Origin of the sequence: Rhizobium sp. IY2, assembly GCF_047532935.1 — a bacterium.
Taxonomy (GTDB): Bacteria; Pseudomonadota; Alphaproteobacteria; order Rhizobiales; family Rhizobiaceae; genus Rhizobium; species Rhizobium anhuiense.
Genome location: NZ_JBLKNU010000002.1, coordinates 857366 through 882061, shown reverse-complemented (window position 1 = coordinate 882061; position 24696 = coordinate 857366). Strand labels below are relative to the sequence as shown.

26 protein-coding genes are annotated in these 24696 nt (G+C 61.8%); 15 read left to right on the top strand and 11 right to left on the bottom strand.

The features are described 5' to 3' along the window. Positions 1-25: 25 nt before the first annotated feature. Together ACMUVN_RS12805 and ACMUVN_RS12800 are read right to left on the bottom strand one after the other, a co-directional pair. On the bottom strand, positions 26-928 hold the full coding sequence (locus tag ACMUVN_RS12805) for a proline iminopeptidase-family hydrolase (RefSeq protein ID WP_097594754.1): 903 nt from the start codon (positions 926-928) through the stop codon (positions 26-28). Between the two features lie 64 nt (positions 929-992). Then, positions 993-1790: a helix-turn-helix transcriptional regulator gene (locus tag ACMUVN_RS12800; protein ID WP_047613206.1), complete on the bottom strand. Its 798-nt coding sequence runs from the start codon at positions 1788-1790 to the stop codon at positions 993-995. 128 nt (positions 1791-1918) lie between these two features. Between ACMUVN_RS12800 and ACMUVN_RS12795 the strand changes: the two genes are divergently transcribed. Genes ACMUVN_RS12795 through ACMUVN_RS12775 form a run of 5 tightly spaced genes read left to right on the top strand, consistent with a single transcriptional unit; the run spans position 1919 to position 7887 of the window. Beyond that, the gene (locus ACMUVN_RS12795; RefSeq protein WP_097594755.1) at positions 1919-2809 is read left to right on the top strand and encodes a proline iminopeptidase-family hydrolase; all 891 of its coding nucleotides are present in this window, start codon (positions 1919-1921) and stop codon (positions 2807-2809) included. Positions 2810-2860: 51 nt separating this feature from the next. Further along, entirely contained in the window at positions 2861-3799 is a 939-nt protein-coding gene (locus ACMUVN_RS12790; RefSeq protein ID WP_047613202.1) for an ABC transporter permease, read from the top strand. Beyond that, entirely contained in the window at positions 3796-4647 is an 852-nt protein-coding gene (locus tag ACMUVN_RS12785) for an ABC transporter permease (RefSeq protein WP_047613200.1), read from the top strand. The genes ACMUVN_RS12790 and ACMUVN_RS12785 overlap by 4 nt, the downstream gene beginning before the upstream one ends. Further along, complete coding sequence (locus tag ACMUVN_RS12780; protein ID WP_097594756.1) at positions 4644-6353, top strand: dipeptide ABC transporter ATP-binding protein; 1710 nt, start codon at positions 4644-4646, stop codon at positions 6351-6353. The genes ACMUVN_RS12785 and ACMUVN_RS12780 overlap by 4 nt, the downstream gene beginning before the upstream one ends. A 19-nt stretch (positions 6354-6372) precedes the next feature. Continuing rightward, positions 6373-7887, top strand: a complete 1515-nt coding sequence (locus ACMUVN_RS12775) for an ABC transporter substrate-binding protein (protein ID WP_097594757.1) — start codon at positions 6373-6375, stop codon at positions 7885-7887. Between the two features lie 84 nt (positions 7888-7971). Here ACMUVN_RS12775 and yghU read toward each other — a convergent pair whose 3' ends face one another. The 8 genes from yghU to ACMUVN_RS12735 all read right to left on the bottom strand — a co-directional run bounded on the left by yghU (position 7972) and on the right by ACMUVN_RS12735 (position 15457). Further along, the gene (yghU, locus tag ACMUVN_RS12770; RefSeq protein WP_063476155.1) at positions 7972-8847 is read right to left on the bottom strand and encodes a glutathione-dependent disulfide-bond oxidoreductase; all 876 of its coding nucleotides are present in this window, start codon (positions 8845-8847) and stop codon (positions 7972-7974) included. Positions 8848-9001: 154 nt separating this feature from the next. Next, positions 9002-10096: an ABC transporter ATP-binding protein gene (locus ACMUVN_RS12765; protein ID WP_097594758.1), complete on the bottom strand. Its 1095-nt coding sequence runs from the start codon at positions 10094-10096 to the stop codon at positions 9002-9004. A gap of 32 nt (positions 10097-10128) precedes the next feature. Next, positions 10129-10509: a cupin domain-containing protein gene (locus ACMUVN_RS12760; RefSeq protein ID WP_097543975.1), complete on the bottom strand. Its 381-nt coding sequence runs from the start codon at positions 10507-10509 to the stop codon at positions 10129-10131. A gap of 16 nt (positions 10510-10525) precedes the next feature. After that, complete coding sequence (locus ACMUVN_RS12755) at positions 10526-11617, bottom strand: Gfo/Idh/MocA family protein (protein ID WP_097594759.1); 1092 nt, start codon at positions 11615-11617, stop codon at positions 10526-10528. Between the two features lie 2 nt (positions 11618-11619). Beyond that, a complete protein-coding gene (locus ACMUVN_RS12750) occupies positions 11620-12447 on the bottom strand; it encodes a carbohydrate ABC transporter permease (RefSeq protein WP_063476153.1) in 828 nt (275 codons plus the stop codon). Further along, complete coding sequence (locus ACMUVN_RS12745) at positions 12444-13355, bottom strand: carbohydrate ABC transporter permease (RefSeq protein WP_206114570.1); 912 nt, start codon at positions 13353-13355, stop codon at positions 12444-12446. Before ACMUVN_RS12745 ends, ACMUVN_RS12750 begins: the two co-directional genes overlap by 4 nt. Before the next feature lie 92 nt (positions 13356-13447). Then, positions 13448-14701: an extracellular solute-binding protein gene (locus ACMUVN_RS12740; RefSeq protein ID WP_097543977.1), complete on the bottom strand. Its 1254-nt coding sequence runs from the start codon at positions 14699-14701 to the stop codon at positions 13448-13450. A gap of 90 nt (positions 14702-14791) precedes the next feature. Beyond that, the gene (locus ACMUVN_RS12735) at positions 14792-15457 is read right to left on the bottom strand and encodes a GntR family transcriptional regulator (protein ID WP_097594760.1); all 666 of its coding nucleotides are present in this window, start codon (positions 15455-15457) and stop codon (positions 14792-14794) included. Positions 15458-15588: 131 nt separating this feature from the next. On the opposite strand from ACMUVN_RS12735, the gene ACMUVN_RS12730 reads away from it, so the two are divergent. Both ACMUVN_RS12730 and ACMUVN_RS12725 read left to right on the top strand, forming a co-directional pair. Continuing rightward, complete coding sequence (locus tag ACMUVN_RS12730; protein ID WP_097594761.1) at positions 15589-16785, top strand: Tm-1-like ATP-binding domain-containing protein; 1197 nt, start codon at positions 15589-15591, stop codon at positions 16783-16785. 10 nt (positions 16786-16795) lie between these two features. Next, a complete protein-coding gene (locus ACMUVN_RS12725) occupies positions 16796-17620 on the top strand; it encodes a phosphoenolpyruvate hydrolase family protein (protein ID WP_210202929.1) in 825 nt (274 codons plus the stop codon). 63 nt (positions 17621-17683) lie between these two features. Here the strand turns inward: ACMUVN_RS12725 and ACMUVN_RS12720 are convergent, their stop codons facing one another. Then, complete coding sequence (locus ACMUVN_RS12720) at positions 17684-18601, bottom strand: NAD(P)-dependent oxidoreductase (RefSeq protein ID WP_097594763.1); 918 nt, start codon at positions 18599-18601, stop codon at positions 17684-17686. 160 nt (positions 18602-18761) lie between these two features. Between ACMUVN_RS12720 and ACMUVN_RS12715 the strand changes: the two genes are divergently transcribed. The 8 genes from ACMUVN_RS12715 (at position 18762) to ACMUVN_RS12680 (ending at position 24691) form a co-directional block, all read left to right on the top strand. After that, positions 18762-19229, top strand: a complete 468-nt coding sequence (locus ACMUVN_RS12715) for a universal stress protein (protein ID WP_097543981.1) — start codon at positions 18762-18764, stop codon at positions 19227-19229. 142 nt (positions 19230-19371) lie between these two features. Then, the gene (locus tag ACMUVN_RS12710; protein ID WP_097543982.1) at positions 19372-20286 is read left to right on the top strand and encodes a DnaJ C-terminal domain-containing protein; all 915 of its coding nucleotides are present in this window, start codon (positions 19372-19374) and stop codon (positions 20284-20286) included. A gap of 2 nt (positions 20287-20288) precedes the next feature. Next, on the top strand, positions 20289-20612 hold the full coding sequence (locus ACMUVN_RS12705; RefSeq protein WP_097594764.1) for a chaperone modulator CbpM: 324 nt from the start codon (positions 20289-20291) through the stop codon (positions 20610-20612). Positions 20613-20763: 151 nt separating this feature from the next. Beyond that, on the top strand, positions 20764-20958 hold the full coding sequence (gene napE, locus ACMUVN_RS12700; RefSeq protein WP_097544073.1) for a periplasmic nitrate reductase, NapE protein: 195 nt from the start codon (positions 20764-20766) through the stop codon (positions 20956-20958). Positions 20959-20961: 3 nt separating this feature from the next. Then, the gene (locus ACMUVN_RS12695) at positions 20962-21465 is read left to right on the top strand and encodes a ferredoxin-type protein NapF (RefSeq protein WP_097543984.1); all 504 of its coding nucleotides are present in this window, start codon (positions 20962-20964) and stop codon (positions 21463-21465) included. Next, positions 21458-21742, top strand: coding sequence for a chaperone NapD (locus ACMUVN_RS12690; RefSeq protein ID WP_097594765.1), 285 nt, complete (start codon positions 21458-21460; stop codon positions 21740-21742). The genes ACMUVN_RS12695 and ACMUVN_RS12690 overlap by 8 nt, the downstream gene beginning before the upstream one ends. Beyond that, a complete protein-coding gene (gene napA / locus ACMUVN_RS12685; RefSeq protein ID WP_097543986.1) occupies positions 21717-24221 on the top strand; it encodes a periplasmic nitrate reductase subunit alpha in 2505 nt (834 codons plus the stop codon). The genes ACMUVN_RS12690 and napA overlap by 26 nt, the downstream gene beginning before the upstream one ends. Continuing rightward, positions 24191-24691, top strand: a complete 501-nt coding sequence (locus ACMUVN_RS12680) for a nitrate reductase cytochrome c-type subunit (protein ID WP_097594767.1) — start codon at positions 24191-24193, stop codon at positions 24689-24691. Before napA ends, ACMUVN_RS12680 begins: the two co-directional genes overlap by 31 nt. Positions 24692-24696: the final 5 nt, after the last annotated feature.

The following is a 24696-nucleotide window of genomic DNA, read 5'->3' as shown; positions in this document are numbered from 1 at the left end:
GGCAAGAAGCGGATTGGGTGAGTTCTCAATCGTGCCGTGACAGGAAAGTGGAAACGGTCGCCAGGCAAAGCTGCTTTTCCTCGACATGCGGCATATGGCTGGAATTTTCGAAGAGCACCCATTCGCAGCCGGGAACGTGTTCGAGATAGGGCCTTACCACCAGGGGTGTCGCCTCGTCGTATTTTCCCGAGATCAGCAGCGTCGGGGCCTCGATGCGGTCGAGCCTGGTTTCGATCGTCCAGTCCTTCATCGTGCCGATGACGTGAAACTCGGTCGGGCCGTTCATGTTGCGGTAGACGGTATTGTCCTCGTCCATGATCGCGAAGGTGCGCGCCACTTCAGGCGGCCACGGCACCACGCGGCAGACATGGCGGTCATAGAAGACGCGCGAGGCGGCGATATAGTCCGGATCGGCGAGGCTTCCCGCCAGCTCATGCTTCAGCAGCGTGTCCTGCACCTCCTGTGGCAGTTCCTGCCTTAGCCGGTTCGCCTCCGAAACCCAGGTGTGCATGTTGGCCGGCGAATTGGCGATAACAAGCGCCTTCAGGCCTTCAGGCCGGCGCACCGCATGTTCGGCGCCGAGCATGCCGCCCCAGGACTGGCCGAGAAAGGCATAACGATCCTGAATGCCGAGATGGGAAAGCAGCGCATCCAGTTCTTCGAGGAACAGGCCGACCGTCCAGAAATCCGGACCCTTTTCCGGAAGGCGGGTGGAATTGCCATTGCCGAGCTGGTCGTAATGGATGACCGGGCGGCCGTCGAGAGCGGCGATATCCTTGAAGGAATCGACATAATCATGGGTGCAGCCGGGTCCGCCATGGGCGACGACGAGCGGCAGCTTGCCACTGGCAAGCGAACCGGTGACGCGATACCAGGTGCGATAGTCGCGAAAGGGCAAATAGGCTTCTTTGGTCGTGACTTCGCCCACGGGCGTCTCCATCTCTTGGCCGTATGAAAAAAGCATAACGCGGCGGCAACGGTGAAGGCAGCTATCACAAGTTATAGGGTGGCCAATGATGGGTCGGCCGGTCTTCGAGCAGGCGGTAATGGGTGGCGCGCACCACGGCCTGGGTGCGGTTGCGGGCGCCGAGTTTCTTGGCCGCGGCGTTCAGATGCATGACGACGGTCGGCACGGAACGATCGATGATGCGGGAAATTTCCTTGGCGGAATAACCTTCCGCCGAATGGCGCAGGCATTCGCGTTCCCGCTCGGTCAGCCGGATCGTGCCGACGCTTTTCGCCCGCGTGTCGAAAAGCGTATAGGCGCTCTCATGGAAGACGTGGGCCAGCAGGTTGAAGTCGGCGATATAACGCAGGGCGTGCCGTTCGAACTCGTCGTTACCGCCGAAGCGGATGCCGGTGACCGTCGCATAGTCGCCGCGTGGCATATGGACCGGGACGGTGACGCCGGTCGACATGTCGCGTTCGCTCAAATAGCGCGTCACCGGCGCCGTGTCCTCGTTGATGAAACCCCTGATCAGCGTGTCGGCGTCCGGGTCGTAGTTCCAGAAGAAGGGTGCGGAGGTGCGCAGCGCCACCTGTTGCACCGGATCGATACGGAAATAGCCTTGATTGAACCAGTAGTCGTGCATGTCGTCGGAAATGTTCCTGAGCTTCAGCAGCGACGGTATCATGATCGCGCCGTCGAGATCGTAGGGCACCGGCGTGTAGTCGTAGATCAGCGCCTCGAAGCCGATCTGCTTCATCGCCTCGAAGGCCTGATCGATCCGGCCGTCCAGCGTTTCATGCGCTGTGAACTGCGCTCTGATCGTTCCGATATCGTCAAGCACGGGCTGCTCCAGTTTCGACGTGGCGCCCTACCCTATCACTTCTTATAGCTGGCACGGAACGCGATTTACGATAAAAAAATAACCACGCCCAAATATTGAGCAAGTGAAACCTTCTGCCGGAGCGATCAATGTGGCGTGAAATACAGCCGGACGAGCGATTCTTGATCGATGTCGATGGTTATCGCATCGTTGCTTACAGTTTCGGAGCCGGCAGTGAGACGGTTTTCTGCCTGAACGGCGGGCCGGGTCTGCCCTGCGATTACCTGCGCGAGGCGCATTCCTGTCTCGTCGACAAGGGCTATCGTGTCGTCGCTTTCGATCAGCTCGGCACCGGCGCTTCCGACCGGCCGGACGATCTCTCGCTCTGGACAATCGGCCGTTATGTCGAGGAGACGGAAACGGTGCGCAAGGCGCTGGGGCTCGGTAAGGTCCACATGCTCGGCCATTCCTGGGGCGGGTGGCTGGCGATCGAATATGCGCTGACTTACGCTCAGAACCTGAAGACGCTGATTCTCGAGGATACCGTCGCCGACATGCCGCATCTGATCTCGGAGCTGGAACGGCTGCGTGCAGCACTCGGTCCCGAAACCGTATCGATGATGCAGAAACACGAGGCGCAGGGCACCTACAATCATCCGGAATATCTCGCCGCCGTCACCATCCTCAACTACCGCCACGTCTGCCGTCTGCCGGAATGGCCGGAGCCGGTGCGCCGCTCGCTCGACGATTGGAACATGGCGCCCTACGAGACGATGCAGGGACCGAACGAGTTTCTCTATATCGGCAACCTCAAGGACTGGAACCGCATCCCCGATCTGCCGCGGCTGACGCTGCCGGTGCTCATCACGACGGGAGAGCATGACGAGTTGACGCCGGCCTGTGCGCTCAGGATGAAGCTTGCGCTGCCGAATGCCGAGCTGAAGGTATTTGCCAATGCCAGCCATATGCCGTTCTATGAGAACCCGCAGGATTATTATCCGGCGCTTCTCGATTTTCTCGCCCGGCACGAGGCACACTGATGCAGCACAAAGCGGAGCGAAGCCGACGAAAACAGAGAGGCGATCGCCGTCATGCATCGCTATAAATTCGTTCTGACGCGACCGCTGCAGTTCCTGCCCGTCATTTTCGGCATCAGCATCATCACTTTCATTCTGGTCCGGCTGATCCCCGGAGACCCGGCGCGCAACATCCTCGGCACGCGCGCCACGCCGGCGGCCCTTGCCAGCATCCGCGCCCAATACGGCCTCGATCAGCCGATGTGGCTGCAATATGTCTATTTCCTCAAGAACCTCGCCAATGGTGAGATGGGCAAGTCGATCCTCTACAAGATCGACGTGCTGAAGCTGATCGTTACCCGCATCGAGCCGACGCTTGCGCTCGTCGCCGCGAGCGTCGTGCTGTCGGTGCTGATCGCGGTGCCGATGGCGGCGATCGCTGCGCGCAATGCCGGCCGGGCGCCGGACCATGCGGTGCGCATCGTCTCGACCTTCGGCATCGGCTTTCCGCCCTTCTGGCTGGGACTGATGCTGATCATCCTCTTCAGCGTCGAACTCGGCGTGCTGCCGGTTTCGGGCTACGGCGCGACGATTGGCGAAAAGCTGTCGCATCTCGTGCTGCCGAGCCTGACGGTGGCGCTGTCGCTTTCGACCGTGCTGACGCGCAGCCTGCGGGCGGCGATGATCGAGCAGCTGAAATCGGATGTCGCGACGGCGGCGCGCGCCCGTGGCATGCCCGAAGGCATCGTCTTCTGGCGACATGTGCTGCCGAATTCCTTGGTACCGACGATCAACCTGCTTGCCGTCAACATCGGCTGGCTGATCGGCGGCACGGTGGTGGTCGAGAGCGTCTTTGCGCTGCCCGGCATGGGACAGCTGCTCGTCAGGGCGATCTTCTCGCGCGACTATATGGTGGTCCAGGGTGTCGCCATGGTCTTTGCCTGCGCCACCGTGCTCATCAACTTCATCGCCGACATCGTCACCGTCGCCGTCGATCCGAGGGTGAAGCTATGAGCATCGAGGCGATTGCTCCCGCATCTCTCGGCTGGCGCCGGTTCTTCGGCCGGCGGCTGATGCTTGCCGTCGGTGCCGGCCTGCTGTTGTTCTTCGTCCTGCTGGCGATCGGCGCGCCCATTGTCGCACCCTACGATCCGATCATGCAGAATGCCGATGTGCGGCTGCAGGCGCCTTCGCTGTTGCATCCCTTCGGCACCGACAATTTCGGCCGCGATATCCTCTCTCGCGTTATCTGGGGCGCGCGCCTCGACCTGCAGATGGCGCTGATCGGCGTCATTTTTCCCTTCCTGATCGGCACGACGGTCGGCACGATTGCCGGCTTCTTCGGTGGGATCGTCGATGCGCTGTTCATGCGTCTTGTCGATATCATTCTTGCCTTCCCCTTCCTGGTGCTGATGCTGTCGATCATCGCAATTCTCGGCCCTGGCCTCGGCAGCTTCTATATCGCCATGGCGCTGGTCGGCTGGGTCTCCTATGCGCGGCTGATCCGGGCGCAGATGCTGGTGCTGAAAAGCAGCGACTATGCCGTCGCCGCCGTCAGCCTCGGCTTCAGCCGCACGCGCATCATGTTTCGCCATCTGCTGCCGAACGCGATCGCCGGCTCGATCGTCTTTTCGATGTCGGATGCGACGCTGGTGCTGCTTAGCGGCGCCGCCGTCAGCTATCTCGGCCTCGGCGTCCAGCCGCCGATCGCCGAATGGGGCGTCATGGTCGCGGAAGGACAGAGTTTCATCACCACGGCCTGGTGGATCACGCTGTTTCCCGGCCTTTCCATCGTCTGTCTCGCCTTCGGCTTCAGCATGCTGGGCGATGCGCTCGGCGAGCTGTTGGGGGTGCACGAATGAGCGGCTCCGTACTCTCCGTCCGTGATCTTACCGTCAGGGCGCATGTCGATTCCGGCCCGCGCACGCTGCTCGATGCCGTCTCGCTCGATCTCGGCAAAGGCGAGATCCTCGGTCTCGTCGGCGAAAGCGGCTCGGGCAAGAGCCTGTTCTGCCGCTCCCTGGTGCGCCTGCTGCCCTCTTCGCTGCTGAAGATCGAGAGCGGCAGCGTGCTGCTCGAAGGGCGCGACCTCATGCGGGTCGATGATGGCGAGATGCTGAAAGTGCGCGGCGGCGAGATCGGCATGATCTTCCAGAACCCGACCAGCCATCTCGACCCGGTGATGCGGATCGGCGATCAGATCGCCGAAGGCATCCGCTATCATCAGGGCCTCGGCGCCCGCGAGGCCCGCGCCGCAGCGACGGACATCCTGGCGCAGGTCGGCTTCCCCGATCCCGCGCGCCAGTACGACAGCTATCCGCATGAATTTTCCGGCGGCATGCGGCAGCGGACGATGATCGGCGTGGCGCTGTCCTGCAATCCGAAGATACTGATCGCCGACGAGCCGACGACGGCGCTCGACGTGACCATCCAGGCGCAGATCCTGCGGTTGTTGATCGACATTCGCGACCGGCGCGGCCTGTCGATTATTCTGATCACCCACGATCTCGGCATCGTCGCCCAGACCTGCGACCGCATCGCCGTGCTGCGCGGCGGCAAACTGCTCGAAGAGGGGCCGAAGCGGACGATCCTGGCGCGGCCGCAGCATCCCTATACGATCAACCTGATCAACAGCCACCCTTCCCTGCCGGGCGAGACAGCGGCGCCGCTGCCCGAAATTGCCGAGGCCGGCCAGCCGGCGAGGCCCTTGCTCGAAATCGATGATCTCCACGTACGTTTCAGAGCCGGTGGCGCCCTGCTTAAGGGCGGCGCCAAGACGGTGAGCGCCGTTGCCGGCGTCAGCCTGCAGATCATGCCGGGCGAGACGGTCGGCATCGTCGGCGAATCCGGCAGCGGCAAGAGCACGCTTGCCCGCGCCGTGCTCGGCCTCACACCGCTTTCCTCAGGCCACGTCACTTTCGACGGCGTCGATCTGGCGCTGCAGAAGAGCGCGGGCCTCGCAAAGCTGAGACGCGAGACGGCGATGGTCTTCCAGGACCCCTATAACGCGCTCAATCCGCGCCTGACCATCGGGCAGATGCTGGCCGAGGTCCTGAAGGTGCAGGGCAAGGTCGCCAAAGCCGATATCCCGGCGCGGATCAATGCTCTGCTCGACCTCGTTGGCCTCGAACGCGAATTTGCCGGCCGCAAGCCGCGCAGCATGAGCGGTGGCCAGTGCCAACGCGCCGGCATCGCCCGCGCGCTGGCCGTCGACCCGAAACTGATCATCGCCGACGAGTGCGTCGCCGCCCTCGACGTTACCATCCAGGCGCAGATCATCGAGCTCTTTCGCGAGCTCACGGCGAAGATGAACCTCACGCTGATGTTTATCGCCCACGATCTCGCGATCGTCCGCAATCTCTGCGAACGCGTGGTTGTGATGTATCGCGGCGAGATCGTCGAGGAAGGCCGTTCCGAAGAGGTGTTCGCGCGGCCGAAGCATCCTTATACGGCGGCGCTGATCGCCGCCATTCCCGACATCGATCCTGACAAACCGCTGCTGCAAGGCGCCGGTGGCAAGGACGATCCGCAATCGATACCGATCCAGCCCATCAAACGCATGCCATAACAACGAAGGGAACGAATTCATGACAAACAGGTGGAAATCAATCGGGCTTGCAGCCTTGCTCGCCGGCCTGACGCTCAGTGCAAGTTATGCCGAAGCCGCCGGTGTGCTGACCATCGGCCGCCGCGAGGATTCGACGACATTCGATCCGATCAAAACCGCGCAGAACATCGACAACTGGGTATTCTCCAACGTCTACGACGTGCTGATCCGCGTCGACAAGACAGGCACGAAACTGGAGCCGGGCCTTGCCGAAAGCTGGACCGCTTCGGATGACGGGTTGACCTACACGTTCAAGATCCGCGACGCGAAATTCTCCGACGGTTCGCCGCTGACCGCGGAAGATGCCGCCTACAGCCTGCTGCGCATCCGCGACGACCCCGCCTCGCTCTGGAGCGATTCCTACAAGGTGATCGATACGGCGGTCGCGACCGACGCGCACACGCTGACGATCAAGCTCAAGAACCCGTCTGCGCCGTTCCTTTCGACGCTGGCGCTGCCGAATGCCTCCGTCATCTCCAAGAAGGGCATGGAAACGCTGGGTGCCGATGCCTACGGCGAGAAGCCGATCGCATCCGGCGCCTTCGTGGTCGAGGAATGGCGGCGCGGCGACCGCGTCATTCTGAAGAAGAACCCGAACTTCTGGCAGGCCGACCGCGTCAAGCTCGACGGCGTCGAGTGGATCTCGGTGCCTGACGACAACACCCGCATGCTGAACGTTCAGGCCGGCGAGCTGGACACGGCGATCTTCGTTCCCTTCTCCCGCGTCGAGGAGTTGAAGAAGGACCCGAACCTCAACGTCGATATCGATGCCTCGACCCGCGAGGATCATCTTCTGATCAACCATGCGCATGGCGCGCTCGGCAAGAAGGAAGTCCGCCAGGCGCTGGATCTTGCGATCGACAAGAAGGCGATCGTCGATACGGTCACCTTCGGCCAGGGCACGGTCGCCAATTCCTACGTTCCGAAGGGCGCGCTCTATTACTATGCCGACAATCTGCAGCGGCCTTATGATCCCGAAAAGGCAAAGGAGATGCTGGCTGCTGCCGGCGCCTCCGACCTGACGCTGAACTATCTGGTGCGCGCCGGCGACGAAGTCGACGAACAGACGGCCGTGCTCGTCCAGCAGCAGTTGCAGAAGGCCGGCATCACCGCAAATCTGCAGAAGGTCGACCCGAGCCAGGAATGGGACATGATCGTTGCCGGCGACTACGACGTCTCTGTCAACTACTGGACCAACGACATTCTCGATCCGGACCAGAAGACCACCTTCGTCCTCGGCCACGATTCCAACAACAACTACTCAACCAACTACAAGAACGAGGCGGTGAAGGAACTGGTGGCCAAGGCGCGTCTCGAGCTCGACCCGAAGAAGCGCGAACAGATGTATGTCGACCTGCAGAAGATGGCCAAGGACGACGTCAACTGGATCGACCTCTACTACAGCCCCTATATCAACGTCTCGCGCAAGAATATCGAGAACTTCTACCAGAACCCGCTCGGTCGTTTCTTCCTGGAAGATACGATCAAGAACTGAGTTCGGGCAGCATGCAAATGCTCCGCCGCCGTAAAGGCGGCGGAGCCTCATTTATTGCTGCGACACGTGGCTGAGGCCGCCTGCTTACTCGGCGGCCGCGAGCTTGTCCTGCGTCCTGGTGTCGAAGTCGCTGGCGTCATGGCGCTCGTGCAACTGGCTTGCGGGCTCGCCGGAGAGGCGGTTGACCATCCGGCCGCGTTGCACGGCCGGCCTGCTGTGAATGGCGTCGGCCCAGCGCAGCACGTTCTTATAGTCCTCGACCTGCAGAAACTCGGCCGCGCCGTAGGTCCAGCCCTTCACCAAGCCGCCATACCAGGGCCAGACGGCAATATCGGCGATCGTATATTGGCTGCCCGCCAGATACTCGCTTTCGGCAAGGCGACGATCGAGCACGTCGAGCTGCCGCTTCACCTCCATGGCGAAGCGGTCGATCGCATATTCGATCTTGACAGGCGCATAGGCGTAGAAATGGCCGAAGCCGCCGCCGAGATAGGGGGCGCTTCCCATCTGCCAGAACAGCCAGGACAGGCATTCGGCGCGGTCGGCTGGCTCGGTCGGCAGGAAGGCGCCGAACTTCTCGGCGAGATAGGTCAGGATGGCGCCGGATTCGAAGACACGGATCGGCTTCGGACCACTGCGGTCCATCAGCGCCGGGATCTTGGAATTGGGGTTGACCGCGACGAAGCCGCTGCCGAACTGGTCGCCATCGCCGATCTTGATCAGCCAGGCGTCATATTCGGCGCCGCTGTGGCCGAGCGCCAGCAGTTCCTCGAGCATGATGGTGACCTTCTGGCCGTTCGGGGTGCCGAGCGAATAGAGCTGCAGCGGATGACGGCCGATCGGCAGTTCCTTGTCATGCGTCGCTCCCGCGATCGGGCGGTTGATGCTGGCGAACTGGCCGCCATTCGCCTTGTTCCAGGTCCAGACCTTCGGGGGTGTATAATCGGAAGAACCGCTCATCTTTCAAACTCCTGGGATTGGTCAGACAGAGTGCGGGCAGGTTGGGTTGCCGCATTTTTCCTGACATAGCAGAGGCGATGAGGTTTTGTCACAGGTGTCGGCGCGGTTTCACGCAATCGTCAGAGTCTTGGCAAAGCTGAAGAAAACCGCTGCTTCAGGCATCCGCGTCGGGAAGACGCCTGCCTGTTGCCGCTGAAACCAGATGTTCGCTGGCAGACCGCAAGGCGAAGCGGATCGCGTCGCCCGGCCTTACGGCGATGCGCTCGCGAAACAACATATTGACGTTTTCTTCCCCGATCCGGGCCCCCTCGATCCGGGCAACGACCTGCGTTTCCGCGCCTGTGGGCTCGACGACCACGACCTTCGCCGGTGTTCCATCATCGGCGATGACGAACTGTTCCGGCCTGATGCCATAGATGAGTTCTTCGCCGGGATCGGCCGTCCCGGGACGCAGCGACAGCGGCATGGCGACGCCGCTTTCGGTGCGAAAGATCGAAGGCGCGTCGGCCTGGATGCGGCCCTTGAGCAGGTTCATCGCCGGCATGCCGATGAAGCCGGCGACGAAGGTGGTTGCGGGGCGATCATAGATTTCCAGCGGGGTTCCGATCTGTTCGACAATGCCGTCGCGCATCACGACGATGCGGTCGGCCATGGTCATCGCCTCGGTCTGGTCATGGGTGACATAGACGGTGGTGATCTTCAGCCGCTGGTGAAGCTCCTTGATCTCGGCGCGCATCGCCACGCGCAGCTTGGCGTCGAGATTGGAAAGCGGTTCGTCGAAGAGGAACACTTTCGGATCGCGCACGATCGCGCGGCCCATGGCGACGCGCTGGCGCTGGCCGCCCGAGAGATGACGCGGAAGGCGGTCGAGATAGGGTTCCAGCGCCAGGATCTTTGCGGCGGACTGCACTCGGTGGCCGATCTCGTCCTTGGCCGTGCCGCGCAGCTTCAGGGAAAAGCCCATATTCTCGGCCACCGTCAGATGCGGATAGAGCGCATAGCTTTGGAACACCATGGCAATGTCGCGCTCCTTCGACGGCAGGTCGTTGACCATGCGGTTGCCGATTGAAAGCCGGCCGCCCGAGATCGTTTCCAGGCCGGCGATCATGCGCAGCAGCGTGGACTTGCCGCAGCCGGACGGTCCGACGAGCACGATGAATTCACCATCCTCGATATCGACGTCGACGCCGTGAATGACCGGCAGGTTGCCGTAGGACTTGCGGATGTTGTGAAGCGCAATCGACGCCATGATATTCCCTCCCCCACGAGAACAGGATGATTTCAGGCCGCGCCCTCGCCCTCATGATTGACCGCCGTGCGGGTGCCGGAGGAGAACATGATCAAGGCGAAGAGCGGTTCGGTACCGAGCGCGCGCGCCCAGTGCCTGATATTGCGGGGAATCCGGATGGCGTCGCCGGCTTCGAGCCGGTAGAGCGCATCGCCGAGCTTGTGCTCGCAATGGCCGGAAACGACGTAGAGGATTTCCTCGCAATCGGGATGCGAGTGCAGCTGGTTGCGCTCGCCGGGATTGATCCGGCAGGTGCCGAAGGTCATCTCGGCGCCGGGCGTGCCGTCACCAGTGATCTTCCAGTTGAGTTCGCCCCAGCTGGTCGGCATGAATTCGCCGCCGGCTTTCCTGAATATGACATCGGTATCGGTCAAGGCTGTCGCTCCCCTGTCAGAGATTGGTGGTGACGCCGGCATCCGCGCATCTGTAGAATTCGAAGAGCCTCATGATCTCGCGGGCGATTTCGAGCGTGCCCCTTGTTATCGGCGTGCCGGAGAGGATCGCATCCGTCAGATGCAGGATTTCGGGCACATAACCGAGATAAAACAGGTTGTTGTTGTAGAGCTGGCCGAGCGAATGCTCCGGCTCGTAGAACAGCGCCGCATTCTCGTCCGGCTGGATGAAGCTCGCGGCACGGCCATAGGACGGCAAGTCGGCCTTGCGGAAGTAGGTCAGCCGGCTGCCGTTTTCGACGATGGCGTTGGCGCCTTCGCCGATGATTTCGACCCGCTCGAAGATGCTGCCGCCCGACTGGCCGGCGGCAAGATGCAACGTGCCGATTGCCCCGGAGCGGAAGCGCAGGCTGGTGACGGTCGCGCCCGTCGACGCTTCCCATTCATAACCAGCCCGTTCGATCTCGCCGCCGAGGAAGTTGAGGATCGCGCCCGGATGGTAGATATGGTCGAGAAAGCTCTGCATCTTGACGAGATCGGCGCGGTCTTCCTGGCTCGGCAGGCTCTGGGGATAGCGGACATTGATCGAGGTCAGCCGGCCGAAACCCGGCGAGCCGATCAGATCCTTGAGCTTTTCGATTGTGGGGAAAAAGGTCTTCTTCAGGCCGGTCATCACCATGCGGCCGGCCGCGCTACTTGCCGCCTGCAGCCTTTCGATGTCCGCAAGGCTTGCCGCCGTCGGCTTTTCCATCCAGACGTGAGCGCCTGATGCAAGCGCGTCGAACGCCAGGTCGGTCGCCTGCACCCGGCCGTCGGGATGATAGGCGGTGACGAGAAAGACCAGCTCCGGGTTTTCCCGTTCGAGCATCTCGCGATGGTCGGTATAGGCTTTTCCGGCGCCGAAGAGTTTTGCGAATTTCTCGGCGCGGCCGAGATCGAGATCGCAGATGCCGGCAAGCTCGACCGGCGCGTAACGCAGCGCCGGATAGACATTGCGATAGGCATGACCGCCGGCGCCGATGAAGCAAGCCTTGATGCGGTGATCGAATTCGAAATTGTAGCGGATTTCCCGCTGGACATGATGCGACATGGTCAGCCCTTGATTGCCCCCTGCGTTAGCCCCTCGGTGAAGCGGCGCTGCATCAGGATGTAGAGAAGAATGATCGGCAGGAATGAAATGACGGTCCCGGAAAAAACCAGGCGGTAATCGGAAGCATAGGTGCTGGCGAAGCGGACGAGCCCGAGCGGCAGCGTCTGCACCTCGGGACTGATCAGCACGATCAGCGGCAGGAAGAAATCGTTCCAGGTGGAGAGCGCGCTGATGATGACGAGCGCCTGCACCGCCGGCGTCGAGATCGGCAGAAAGACCTTGGTGAGGATCTGCAGATGCGAGGCGCCGTCGATCTTGGCGGCCTCGATCAGATCATCAGGCACGCCGATGAAGAAGCTCCGCATCAGGAATATGCCGAAGGGAATGCCGTTGCTGACCTGCACCAGCACGATACCAGCAAGCGTGTTGACGAGGTTCAGCCCGAAAAGCACCTGATAGAGCGGGATGACGATCGCCTGGACGGGCACGGTCAAGCCGAGGATGAAGGCGTAGAACAGCCATTCCCGGCCGGGAAAACGGATCTTGGCAAGCGCATAGCCGGCCGGCGCACAGGTGATCAGCGACAGGGCGACGACGCCGATGAGATTGATGAGGCTGTTGCCGACGAGTTCGCCGAACCCGCCGATCTGCCATGCATCCAGATAGTTCCGCCACATCAGGTCGGCGGGCCAGGTGAAGGGGTCGGCCTGGCCGATCTCGGCCTCGGTCTTGAAACTCGAGACCACCAGCCAGACGAAGGGGGCTAGGATCAGGATCAGTGCCGGGGTCAGGGCCAGCGCCACCGGCCATTCGCGATGACGGACGCTCATTGCGAAAGCCTCGCACGCCAGCGGTTGAAGACGATGGTGATGGTGATCGCAAGCAGGCTGAGCAGGATGCAGAGTACCGCCGCAAGCCCGTGATCCTGGGACTGGAAGGCAAGCCGGTAGATATAGGTGGTGATCAGCTCGCTCTGGTAGAACGGCCCGCCATTGGTCATGACGAAGACCGTGGCGAAGCCCTTCAGCCCGTTGATCATTGCCAGCGAGACGACGAAGGTCGTCACCTCACGAAGCCCCGGCAGCGTCACGTAGATCAGCTTCTGGAAGGCGTTGGCGCCGTCCACTTCGGCCGCGTCGTAGAGCGAGCGGTCGATGTTCTGCAGGCCGGCGATGAAGAGCAGCATGTAGAGGCCGAAGCCCTGCCACGAGCTTGCGATATTGACGGAAAAGAGCACCAAAGCGGGATCGGACAGCCAGCCTTGGGTGAAGGCGCCGAGCCCGATCCGCGTCAGCGCGGTATTCAGCAGGCCGAAGAACGGATCGTAGATATTGGCCCAGATGACGCCGACCACCGCCAGCGACACCAGATGCGGCAGGAAGAAGGCGGTGCGGAAGAAGACCTGGGTGATCCGCAGCCTGCTGACGGCAAGCGCCAGCAGAAGACCGAGCCCGCCTGCCATCACCACATGATAGGCCAGCCAGAGGAAGGTATGGACGAGGCTCTTCCAGACGATCGGATCGTGTGCGGCCTTGGCGTAATTGTCGAAGCCGACGAAACTGGCGGAGGTATTGAAGCCGGCTGAACTGTTGAAGCTCAGCCAGAAGGTGGCGGCGATCGGCAGCAGGGTGAAGACGGCATAAAGGCCGAGCGCCGGCGCCATCAGCCACAATGCGGTGCGGGCATCGCCAGCGGATGAGTCAGATGTGGCAGCCCCCGTCGTCCGGCGTTTGGACATACGGACGGACAGGCCGCCCGTATGTCCCGCCACGGCAGGCGCATCCCTGAGAGGAGCCACGACCTTGCTTCCGGGCGTTTCTGGAATGACCACTATTTCGCCTCTGCCATCTTTGCCTGGATCTGCTTCATGCCGTCCTCGCCGCCGATCTGGCCGGAGATCAGGCCCTGGATGACCTGGAAGTAGGTGTCGAGTACCGGGCCGGGCAGATAGACGCTCGGATTGTAGCCGACGCCGCCGGCGGCAGCCGCGAAGATGTCCTTCAGCACGGGCGTCGGCGGCTCGACGCCCGGGATTTCGCGCGGATAGATCATCGTGCTTGCCGGATCCTGCGCGCGCTTCTTCATCACCGCATCGGACAGCATGAAGTCGATCCATTTCATCGCGAGTTCCGGCTGTCTGGAGTTGACCGGCACCAGCCAGCTCCAGCCGACGCCGCCGGTCGGTATCGCCGCACCCTTGATGTCGGAAGGCATGGGCGCGTAACCGGCATTGGCGAGGTCATAGCCGGCCTTGCGGGCATTGGCGGTGAACCACGGGCCGGCAACGAACATCGCCGCGCGCTTGTTGAACCAGAGGCGGGAGGCGCCATCGAGATCGAGGCCGGCCATTTCCTTCCTGATGTCGCCCGCCTCGACCAGCTTCTGTAGCCGGACGGCGCCGGCGGCGACCGAAGGATCGTCCCAGGCGATTTCGCGGCGTAGCGCCTTGCCGATCACCTCTTTACCGCTCGCCGATTGTAGCAGATTGCCGAAGAGGTGGCCGGCACTGCCGGTGGTGCGCGGGCCGATGGCGATCGGCTGCAGACCGGTCTCACCGATCGATTTCAACAGTGCTTCGAACTCGGTCCAGGTCGCCGGAATCTTCCAGCCGGCCTGCTCAAAAATATCCTTGTGATACCAGATGCCAAGCGCATCGAGGCCATCGGGAACCTCGTAGATTTCGCCGCCGAACTGGCCCTTCAGCTCGGTGTAGAGCCAGGGATAGATCTGGTCCTTCCAGCCGCGTTTTTCATATTGCTCGGTGAGCGGCATGACCTGCTTGGCGTTCTTGACGACGCTGATGCGGCCGATGCCGGAGTTGGTGAGGATCACGTCGGGGCCGGCGTCCGACTGGATGGCCGCCTGCACCGCGCCGTTGCTGATCGTCCCGGTCGGCGGCATGAATTCGACGGTCACGCCGAGATTGGCCTTTTCGAAATCGGCCTTGATGCCGTTCCACAGCTGGGCCACCAGCGGTTCGGTGATCTGTTCCGGACCCCACATTTTCAGGGTTTCGGCATGCGCCAGCGAACTTGCGGCGATCATCGCCGCCAGTGCCGTGCTGCGGGCAAGAAATTTCAGCATTGCTCCCTCCTCCGGCCGCTCCACGGCCACGTTTTTCACTTGTCGAAAAGGAGACCTCCCTCTCCTTCGCTCCACTGGCATTTCATCCGGCTAACGCGCTGGATTTTCCCTCTGAAACCGAGCCATGACGGCCTGCTGGACGTCGCTGATATGAGCGTGCATCAGGGTCTTTGCGCGGGTAATGTCGCGCGCCCGGAACGCCTGCAGGATCTGATCGCGCTCCTCGGCCGCCCTCTCGGCCAGATCGCGGCTCTCGTTGGCGATCGAGCGGCAAATCTGGATCTGCAGCGCGAGCCGCGCCAGCGTTTCGATCAACGGCGCGCTTCCCGAAAGCTCGGCGATGGTCTCGTGAAACTCCTTGTCGCGAATGCCGTAGGTCTCCATGTCGCCGCGGCGAAGTGCCGCCACCGCCTCATCGAGGATGCGCTCGAAACCGACGATGTGCCGGTCGCTCATCTGTGGAACGGCGAGCTCGACGGCGAAGCATTCAAGCGTCTTGCGTAGATCGTAGAGATCGTCGATCTCCTTCGGCGTGAAGCTGCGCACGAAGAAGCCGCGATACGGCCTGATCTCGATCAGCCCTTCCTTGGCGAGCGTGCCGATCGCTTCGCGAAACGGTGTGCGGCTGACCTGCAGGCGCTCCGTCAGTTCCTTTTCATCGATCGAGACGCCGCTCGGCAGCTCGCCGGAGACGATCAGGCGAACGATTTCCTCGTAAATCCGCTCGCGAAGGGTGAGGTGGCGCGGTGCGTTCATGGTCTCCATTTCCGTCTGGCATTCGTGATTTAAGTATGCAATATACGAAAGAATATACAATATGGAAAATACAAAATCGGGAATTTTATCTAGAGAATGTCGGAGATGGATCAAAAAGGGGAGGAAAACCAATGGGAAAGGTCTATATCGTCGGCACTTGCGACACCAAGGGTGCTGAACTGAGCTACGCCAGGGAGGTGGTTCTTTCGGCCGGAACCGAGGCTGTTCTGGTCGATGTCGGCACGCTTGGGGAAGGCACCGGCGCCGATGTCCAGGCGCGTGACGTCGCCGCATTTCATCCTGAGGGCGCTGCGGACGTGCTCGGGCAGACCGATCGGGGAGCGGCGGTTTCGGCCATGGCCAAAGCGCTGACGGCATTCCTGAAATCGCGCAACGACATCGGCGCCGTGCTCGGCCTTGGCGGCACCGGCAATACCGCGCTGGTGACGGAGGCGATGCGAACGCTTCCGATCGGCCTGCCGAAACTGATGGTCTCGACGGTCGCCTCGGGCAATGTGGCGCCCTATGTCGGCCCGAATGATCTCACCATGATGTATTCGGTCGTCGACATCGCCGGTTTGAACGCCATCTCGCGCAAGGTAATCGGCAATGCGGCAAATGCGGCGGCCGGCATGGCCCGCAACCCCATCCCCGTCTCCAGCGATGATCGGCCGGGCATCGGCATGACCATGTTCGGCGTCACCACCTCCTGCGTCACCCAGCTCCGCGAAATGCTCGGCACGACGCATGAAATCTACGTCTTCCATGCGACCGGCGTCGGTGGCCAGTCGATGGAGAAGCTTGCCGATTCCGGTCTGTTGCAGGGCGTAATCGATGTGACGACGACGGAGGTGCCCGACCTTCTCATCGGTGGCGTCTTTCCGGCGACCGAGGATCGCTTCGGCGCCATTATCCGCACCGGCCTGCCCTATATCGGCTCGGTCGGCGCCGTCGATATGGTGAATTTCGGCGCGCGGGACACCGTGCCGGCGCCCTTCCGCGACCGCAGGCTGCACGTCCACAATGCACAGGTGACCCTGATGCGCACCACCCCGGAGGAAAACCGCCGGATCGGCGCTTTCATCGTCGAGCGGCTCAACCAGATGCAGGGTCCGGTCCGCTTCCTGCTGCCGCTTCAGGGCGTTTCAGCGATCGACGCCGCCGGTCAGCCATTCCATGATCCCGAAGCCGACGAGGCGCTGTTTTCTGCCATTCGTGGTGGCTGGCGCGAGGCGCCGAACAGGCGCCTCGTCGAGATAGACGCCCATATCAACAGTCCGGAATTCGCCACGGCACTCGTTGCCGGCTTCCATGAGATCCATGCCTGAGGAGAGAGTTTTGACCCGCATCGACAGAAACGACATTCTGAGCAAGCTTCGCCGCAAGATCGCCGAAGGCCTGCCGATCATCGGCGGTGGCGCCGGCACCGGCCTTTCCGCCAAGAGCGAAGAGGCCGGCGGCATCGATCTGATCGTGATCTATAATTCCGGCCGCTACCGCATGGCCGGCCGCGGCTCGCTTGCCGGCCTGCTCGCCTATGGCAATGCCAACGAGATCGTCAAGGAGATGGGCCGCGAGGTCCTGCCGGTCGTGCGCCACACGCCGGTGCTTGCCGGCGTCAACGGCACCGATCCTTTCATGCTGCCCGATCACTTCCTCGACGAGCTGAAGGCAATGGGTTTTGCCGGCATCCAGAACTTCCCGACCGTCGGGCTGATCGACGGCACGTTTCGCGCCAATCTCGAAGAGACCGGCATGGGCTTCGATCTGGAAATCGATATTATCGCCCGCGCCAACGCCAAGGACATGCTGACGACACCCTATGTCTTCAGCAGCGAGGACGCGATCGCGATGACCAAAGCCGGCGCCGACATCGTCGTCTGCCATCTCGGCCTGACCACAGGCGGCGCGATCGGCGCTGAAACGGCGCTGACCTTCGATGGATGCGTGGAGAAGATCAACGAATGGACGGATGCCGCAAGGTCGATCCGCGACGACGTCATCGTGCTCTGCCATGGCGGGCCGATCGCCATGCCCGCGGACGCGGCCTATGTGCTTGCACGCTGCAAGGGTTGCAACGGCTTTTACGGCGCGAGTTCGATGGAGCGTTTGCCGACCGAGGTCGCGATCAGGGCGCAGGTCGAGGACTTCGTGAAGATATAGGCGCGGCTTGGACCGGCCGTACACCAGCTGCCGGTGCTTCCATTGCCAGCGCCGGCAGCGACATTATGGCATGACCATCGCGTCGCGGGTTTCCCTGGAGCCAAGGATCTCGTCCAGCTGCCCGACAAGAACACGGCTGCCCTCCACGTCGGAAGCCATCCTGGAGAAGAGGTCCGCCATGCCGCGGAAGATGGTCGCGGCCGGATCATCTTCTCCCAGGAAATCGGCAATCTCCTGCATTTCGGCGACCCATCGATAGGCTTTCGGATACATGTCGGGAATGGATTTCGACAGCTTGCGGTCGACGTCGGGAAGGCTTTCGGAGAGTTCGGCCTTCAGGCTTGCGGCAGCACCCGAACGCGATGCCGCAAGCAGCATGGCGGTGCCGAGGCCGATAGATCCCTTGTTGATGCCGGCATAACACATCTTCAGTGCCGAGGCGGCGCCGGGCGGTCCGTCGAGCCTGCGGATCCTGAGGCCGCAATCCTCAAGCAGCCGGCTCCGCTCGGCACGATCGCCGCTGATATAGATGGTCGGACCTGATTTGCCGGGAACCGGCGGCCCGCCGATGATTGCGCCATCGAGCACCTCCACGCCGCTGCCGTCGAACCGTGCCGCCAAAGCCTGCATGGTTTTTGGCGCAATCGCGTTGAGGTCGATGAAGGGCGGCGGCGCCGGCATCCCCGACGATATGCCCGCGACGAATTCGGCGACCTTGATCGCCTGCGCCGGCGGAACGATCGACAGGATCAGCTCGGCCTTTGTCAGCTCCTGGCGTCCGACCGGCACCATGCCGGCTGCCATTGCCCGCGCAATCGTCTGCTCGCTTCTGCCCTCGAGATGGGTCAGCACCGTGACGCCGCGGTCGATCAGCCGTTTGGCGACAGCGCTTCCCATCGCACCCGATCCGATAATCGCAAAATGCGGCATGTGAACCTCAATAAGTGACGACATCGGGTTAGAACTGTTGCTGATGGCCATATCGTCAACTGCGACGATTCAGCCGGAGGTCCCGTTCTAAGCAAATGGCGGTTTTGTGAGGGCTGCCGTTGCGAGGCCTTTCCTTGACATTCGTCAATGCCGCGACGGTTGAGACCGGTATGATTGGGGCTATCATTCGCATTCGAGGATATGGATTTCAATGTATCGAACAATCATCTGCGGCATCGGCACGGGTTCGAGGCAAACGGCAATCCGGCTTTTGCGCCGGGCTGCGGCATTGGCGGATGAAGGCGGAAGCATCGTCGTCATGCATGTCATCGAGAATATCCCGCGCCGTCACCTGACGGAGCTTCCCGAGGCATTCGAAACGACCGCCATCGTCGACGCCGAAAAGAAACTTGCATCGCTCTGCAAGGAAATGGGGATTTTGGCGACGATCGAGGTTCGCATCGGCATTGCCGCTTCCCAGCTCGTTTCCGTCGCAAGGGAGAAGTCGGCCGATCTCATCCTGCTGTCGTCGCATGTGACCGATATCACCGACTACGTCTTCTCCTCGATTGTCGACAAAGTCGTGCGCCACGCCGGATGCTCGGTTCTCATCGATCGGCGTTTAGATCACGCATATGAGGGCGCGGCGTCTCAAGCCGAAGACGTGGCATTGTTCTAAGCTCCACCGCGCTGGCGTGACCGCAGTGGCTTTATCGCGCTGATATCGTCCGGGCGACCAATTTCCCCTCCCCGGCGGCGGCCCGGCAACCTATATCATCCCCAAGCCAACCAGCAGTATACGCTGCCCTCAGGAGATATGTATGAGCCAGGATCCCTATGAGCTTCTGGGCGTGAAACGGGATGCGACGCAAAAGGATATTCAAAGCGCGTTCCGCAAGCTCGCCAAGAAACTTCACCCCGACCTCAACCCCGGCGACAAAAAGGCAGAGGAGCGGTTCAAGGAAATTTCAACCGCTTATGAGATCTTGAGCGACGAGGAAAAACGCGGGCGTTTCGACCGCGGCGAGATCGATATTTCAGGCGCCGAGCGGGCGCAGCGCAATTATTACCGCGACTATGCCTCGAAGAGCGGCCCTGGCGATCCCTACCACAACAGTGCCGGATTTGCCGATTTCGGCGATGCCGACGATGTCTTTGCCAACTTCTTTTCACGCCGGGCCGGAGGCGGCCAGAGCCGTGGTCGTGGCCGGGACCGCCAGTTCTCGATGGAGGTCGATTTTCTCGAGGCCGTCAACGGCACCAGGACCGAGGTCAAGCTGCCTGGCGGTCCCGCGCTTGACGTGCAGATCCCGCCGGGAACGCGCGATGGCCAGACTTTACGGCTGCGCGGCAAGGGCGAGCCGGGCATCGGAGGCGGCCCGGCGGGTGATGCCCTGATCGAAATCCGTGTAGGCCCGCACCGCTTCTTCACGCGAGACGGCGACGATATCCGTCTGGAACTGCCGATCTCGCTCAATGAGGCCGTGCTCGGCGGCAAGGTTCGTGTGCCGACGCCGTCTGGGCCGGTCAATCTGACGCTGCCGCCGCATTCGAACACCGGCAAGGTCCTGCGCCTCAAGGGCAAGGGTGTTGCAAAACGCAGCGGCGGACATGGCGACGTTTATGTCTCCCTGAAGATCGTGCTGCCTGACAATCCCAACGAGCGGCTGACGGACCTGGTGAAGGAATGGGCGACGGCAAACTCGTATGATCCGAGAAAGAACATGGAGGCTTGATCATGGATGATCTCGAATTCCGTCTTTACTTGAAAATCGACATCGACCAGCTCGACCTCTGGATCGAACAGGGTTGGTTGATCCCCGAGACCTCAGGCGGCCAACGGCAATTTCGCGACGCCGACGTCGCGCGAGCGCGGCTGATCCTGGACCTCATGGGAAACATGGGCGTCAACGAAGCCGGCGTCGATATCGTCATGGAGCTGGTCGACGAGTTGCACGGCCTGCGGGGAACGATGGGCAAGTTGATGACCGCCATCGGCAGGCAGGAGCGGGATGTTCAGCGCCGGCTGTTCGACAGCCTCGAGGAGGTCGACCGGGTCTAGAGTTACTTGCGTGCAGGCGTTTTCTTACGACGCTCCATGACGGCGACAATGCGAGCCTGCTGCCTGCGAGAGGAGGCAGCAGGCTAGTGGAATGCAAGTCATCTGGTCATGGATGACTGGGCATGGTATCGTCCGCGCCTGGGGGCCTGTCATGTCTGAATTGCTTCAAAAAGCATCGGGGCAGAGCGATCCGCGCGCGAAGCGCCGGGCGGAAGTGCTGGCTTTCCTTATCCTTGCATTCGGAATATGGCCTCTGGTCGCCGTGGGTGTCGTCGGCGGCTACGGTTTCCTCGTATGGATGTTTCAAATCGTGTTCGGCCCTCCGGGGCCGCCGGCGGGGCATTGAGCCATGTCCCAAGTGCCGATGTCTCGACGTCAATTCCTCTCAGTCCGGCCGGCAACGACCGATCACAGGATTTGTCCGCCAGGAGCATCGATGCAAAGCCTTGCCGCGGCATGCACGGGGTGCGGACGATGCGAGGAGCGATGTCCCACCAAGATAATCCGTCTGGTGGACGGACTGCCGTTGCTCGACTTCATGCGAGGCGAATGCACGTTTTGCGGTGAATGCGCGGCATCGTGCCCGCAACCCGTTTTCACCACAGAGCGGATCGATCGTTTTGCCCATGTCGCCGCGGTTGGTGATACCTGCCTGGCGAAGCGCGGCATCACCTGTCAGTCCTGCGGAGAAGCTTGCCCTCAGCAGGCGATCCGTTTCCGGCCCCGCGTCGGCGGCCCGTTTCTTCCGGAACTTCGCACCGACATTTGCAATGGATGCGGAGGGTGCATCGCCGGATGTCCCGTCAACGCCATCGTGTTGCAGCCGAGCGGGATGGAGGCGGCCGATGCCTGAGCGGGGTCTGAGCTATCACATATCGAGTGCCGTGATCGCGACCATGCCGGCCCGCACCGGGGCTGTGCTGGCGGCCATCGCCGAGATGCGGAATGTGGAAGTCCACGCTCACGCCAACGGAAAGATCGTCGTCACTATCGAGGGAACGAGCACGGGCATGCTCGGCGATCGTCTATCGCAAATCTCGCTCCTGGACGGCGTGATTGCGGCAAACATGGTGTTCGAGCATGTCGAGGAGGAGATGCAAGGCCATGACGGGAGAATTGAACAGGCGTGAGCTTCTGAAGGCCCAGGCCGCCGCCATCGCCGCGGCCGCTGCCGGAATAGCGATGCCAGCTGTCGCGCAGCCGGTGCCCGGCGGCGTCGGCGCATTGGAAATCAAATGGTCGAAGGCCCCCTGCCGCTTCTGCGGCACCGGTTGCGGCGTCATGGTGGGCGTCAAGCAAGGTCAGGTCGTTGCAACGCATGGAGACATGCAGGCGGAGGTCAATCGCGGCCTTAACTGCATCAAGGGCTATTTTCTCTCCAAGATCATGTATGGCGAGGACAGGCTTCAGACCCCTCTGCTGCGAAAGCGGGACGGCCGCTACGCCAAGGACGGCGAGTTCGAACCGGTGAGCTGGGACGAGGCCTTCGACGTGATGGCCGAGCAGTGCAAGAAAGTGCTCGAGGACAAGGGCCCGACGGCTGTCGGCATGTTCGGCTCCGGCCAGTGGACGATCTTTGAAGGATATGCCGCGACAAAGCTGATGCGGGCCGGCTTTCGTTCCAACAATCTGGACCCCAATGCCAGACACTGCATGGCCTCGGCCGCTTACGGGTTCATGCGGACCTTCGGCATGGACGAGCCGATGGGCTGTTACGACGATTTCGAAAACGCGGACGCCTTCGTGCTCTGGGGCTCGAACATGGCGGAGATGCATCCGATCCTCTGGACACGCCTCGCCGACCGCCGGCTTGGGCAACCGCATGTGCGCGTCGCGGTGCTTTCGACCTTTACGCACAGGAGCATGGATCTCGCCGATATTCCCATCGTTTTCAAACCGGGAACAGATCTGGCGATTCTGAATTTCATTGCCAACCACATCATTCAAACAGGACGTGTGAACGAGGACTTCGTCCGCGACCACACGAAGTTTGCAAAAGGCGTCACCGATATCGGCTACGGCCTGCGCCCGGACAATCCGGTTGAAATCGCTGCGGCCAACGCCAGCGATCCCGGCAAGACCGAACCGATGGATTTCGACGCCTTCAAGGCGTTCGTTAGCGAGTACACGCTGAAGAAGACGTCCGAACTCACCGGGGTCGATCCCGAATTCCTGGAGCAGCTTGCGGAACTCTATGCCGATCCTGACCGCAAGGTGATGTCGCTTTGGACGATGGGATTCAATCAGCATGTCCGCGGCGTTTGGGCGAACCAGATGGTCTACAACCTGCATTTGCTCACCGGGAAGATCTCCGAACCGGGCAACAGCCCGTTCTCCCTCACCGGTCAGCCCTCGGCCTGCGGGACGGCCCGTGAAGTGGGAACCTTCGCGCATCGCCTTCCCGCCGACATGACGGTGACGAACCCCGAGCACCGCAAACATGCCGAAGAAATCTGGCGTGTCCCGCAGGGGATCATTCCTGAGAAGCCAGGATATCATGCAGTCCAGCAGGACCGCATGCTGAAGGACGGCAAGCTGAATTTCTATTGGGTGCAGGTCAACAACAACGTCCAGGCCGGACCGAATACGAGCAACGAAACCTGGCAGGGTTATCGCAACCCCGAGAATTTCGTCGTGGTTTCGGATGCCTATCCAACCATAACGGCGATGAGCGCAGACCTGATCCTTCCTGCGGCGATGTGGGTCGAGAAGGAAGGCGCCTATGGAAACGCCGAACGGCGCACCCATGTCTGGCATCAACTCGTTCAGGCCAAGGGCGAGGCGCGATCCGACCTCTGGCAGATCGTCGAATTCTCGAAGCGATTTACCACCGATGAGGTCTGGTCGAAGGAAATCCTCGATGCCAATCCGGCGTATCGAGGAAAAACGCTTTTCGACGTGCTCTTTCGCAATGGCGAGGTCGACCGGTTTCCGCTTGATGAGATCAGCGCCGAATACGACAATGCCGAGGCCAAGGCGTTCGGATTCTACATCCAGAAAGGCTTGTTCGAGGAGTATGCCTCCTTCGGGCGCGGGCACGGACACGATCTGGCGCCCTATGACCTCTATCATGAGGTCCGTGGACTGCGCTGGCCGGTGGTCAACGGCCAGGAGACGCGCTGGCGATACCGGGAAGGTTACGACCCCTATGTGAAGCCCGGCGAGGGCGTGAAATTTTATGGTCAGAAGGACGGCAGGGCCGTCATCCTGGCCGTGCCCTACGAGCCGCCGGCCGAATCTCCCGACGACGAATTCGATTTTTGGCTGGTTACCGGCCGTGTGCTCGAACACTGGCACTCGGGATCGATGACCATGAGGGTGCCGGAACTTTACCGGGCATTTCCCGGCGCGCGATGTTTCATGAATGCCGAGGATGCCCGCAAGCGCGGCATCAATCAGGGGGCGGAGGTGCGGATCGTTTCCCGCCGCGGCGAGATCCGCTCACGCATCGATATCAGGGGCAGGAATCGAATGCCGCCCGGCGTCATCTTCGTCCCCTGGTTCGACGCCAGCCAGTTGATCAACAAGGTCACGCTCGACGCCACCGATCCCATCTCCAAGCAGACGGATTTCAAGAAATGCGCGGTCAAGATTCTCCCCGCCGTTTAAGGCGACCGGAATGGCAGGCAATCGCAGCCGGAGTCGTCGTTTTCCTCGCGACGGCCGCCTTCGGTCAGGTGATACAGCAAACCGTCCCCCAACTGGAAGGCCCGACGCCCTCGATGGAAACAGGGGCCGCCAAGCCGCTGCCGAAATGGATCGTCGACGACAAGCGCAGGATGCGCGCCTATCCCGACCAGCCGCCGATCATTCCGCATTCGATCGAAGGTTACGAACTGTCGGTCAACGCCAACCGCTGCCTCTCCTGCCACAAGCGGGAGTTCACGCAGGATAGCGGCGCGCCGATGATCAGCGTCACCCACTATATGACGCGCGACGGCCAGATGCTCGCCGACGTTTCCCCTCGCCGCTACTTCTGCACGGCGTGCCATGTGCCGCAGGCGGACACCCAGCCACTCGTCCCCAATGCGTTCAAGGACATGAGCGAGCTCGGTTTCAAGCCGGCCGGAAGCGAGTGACCGTC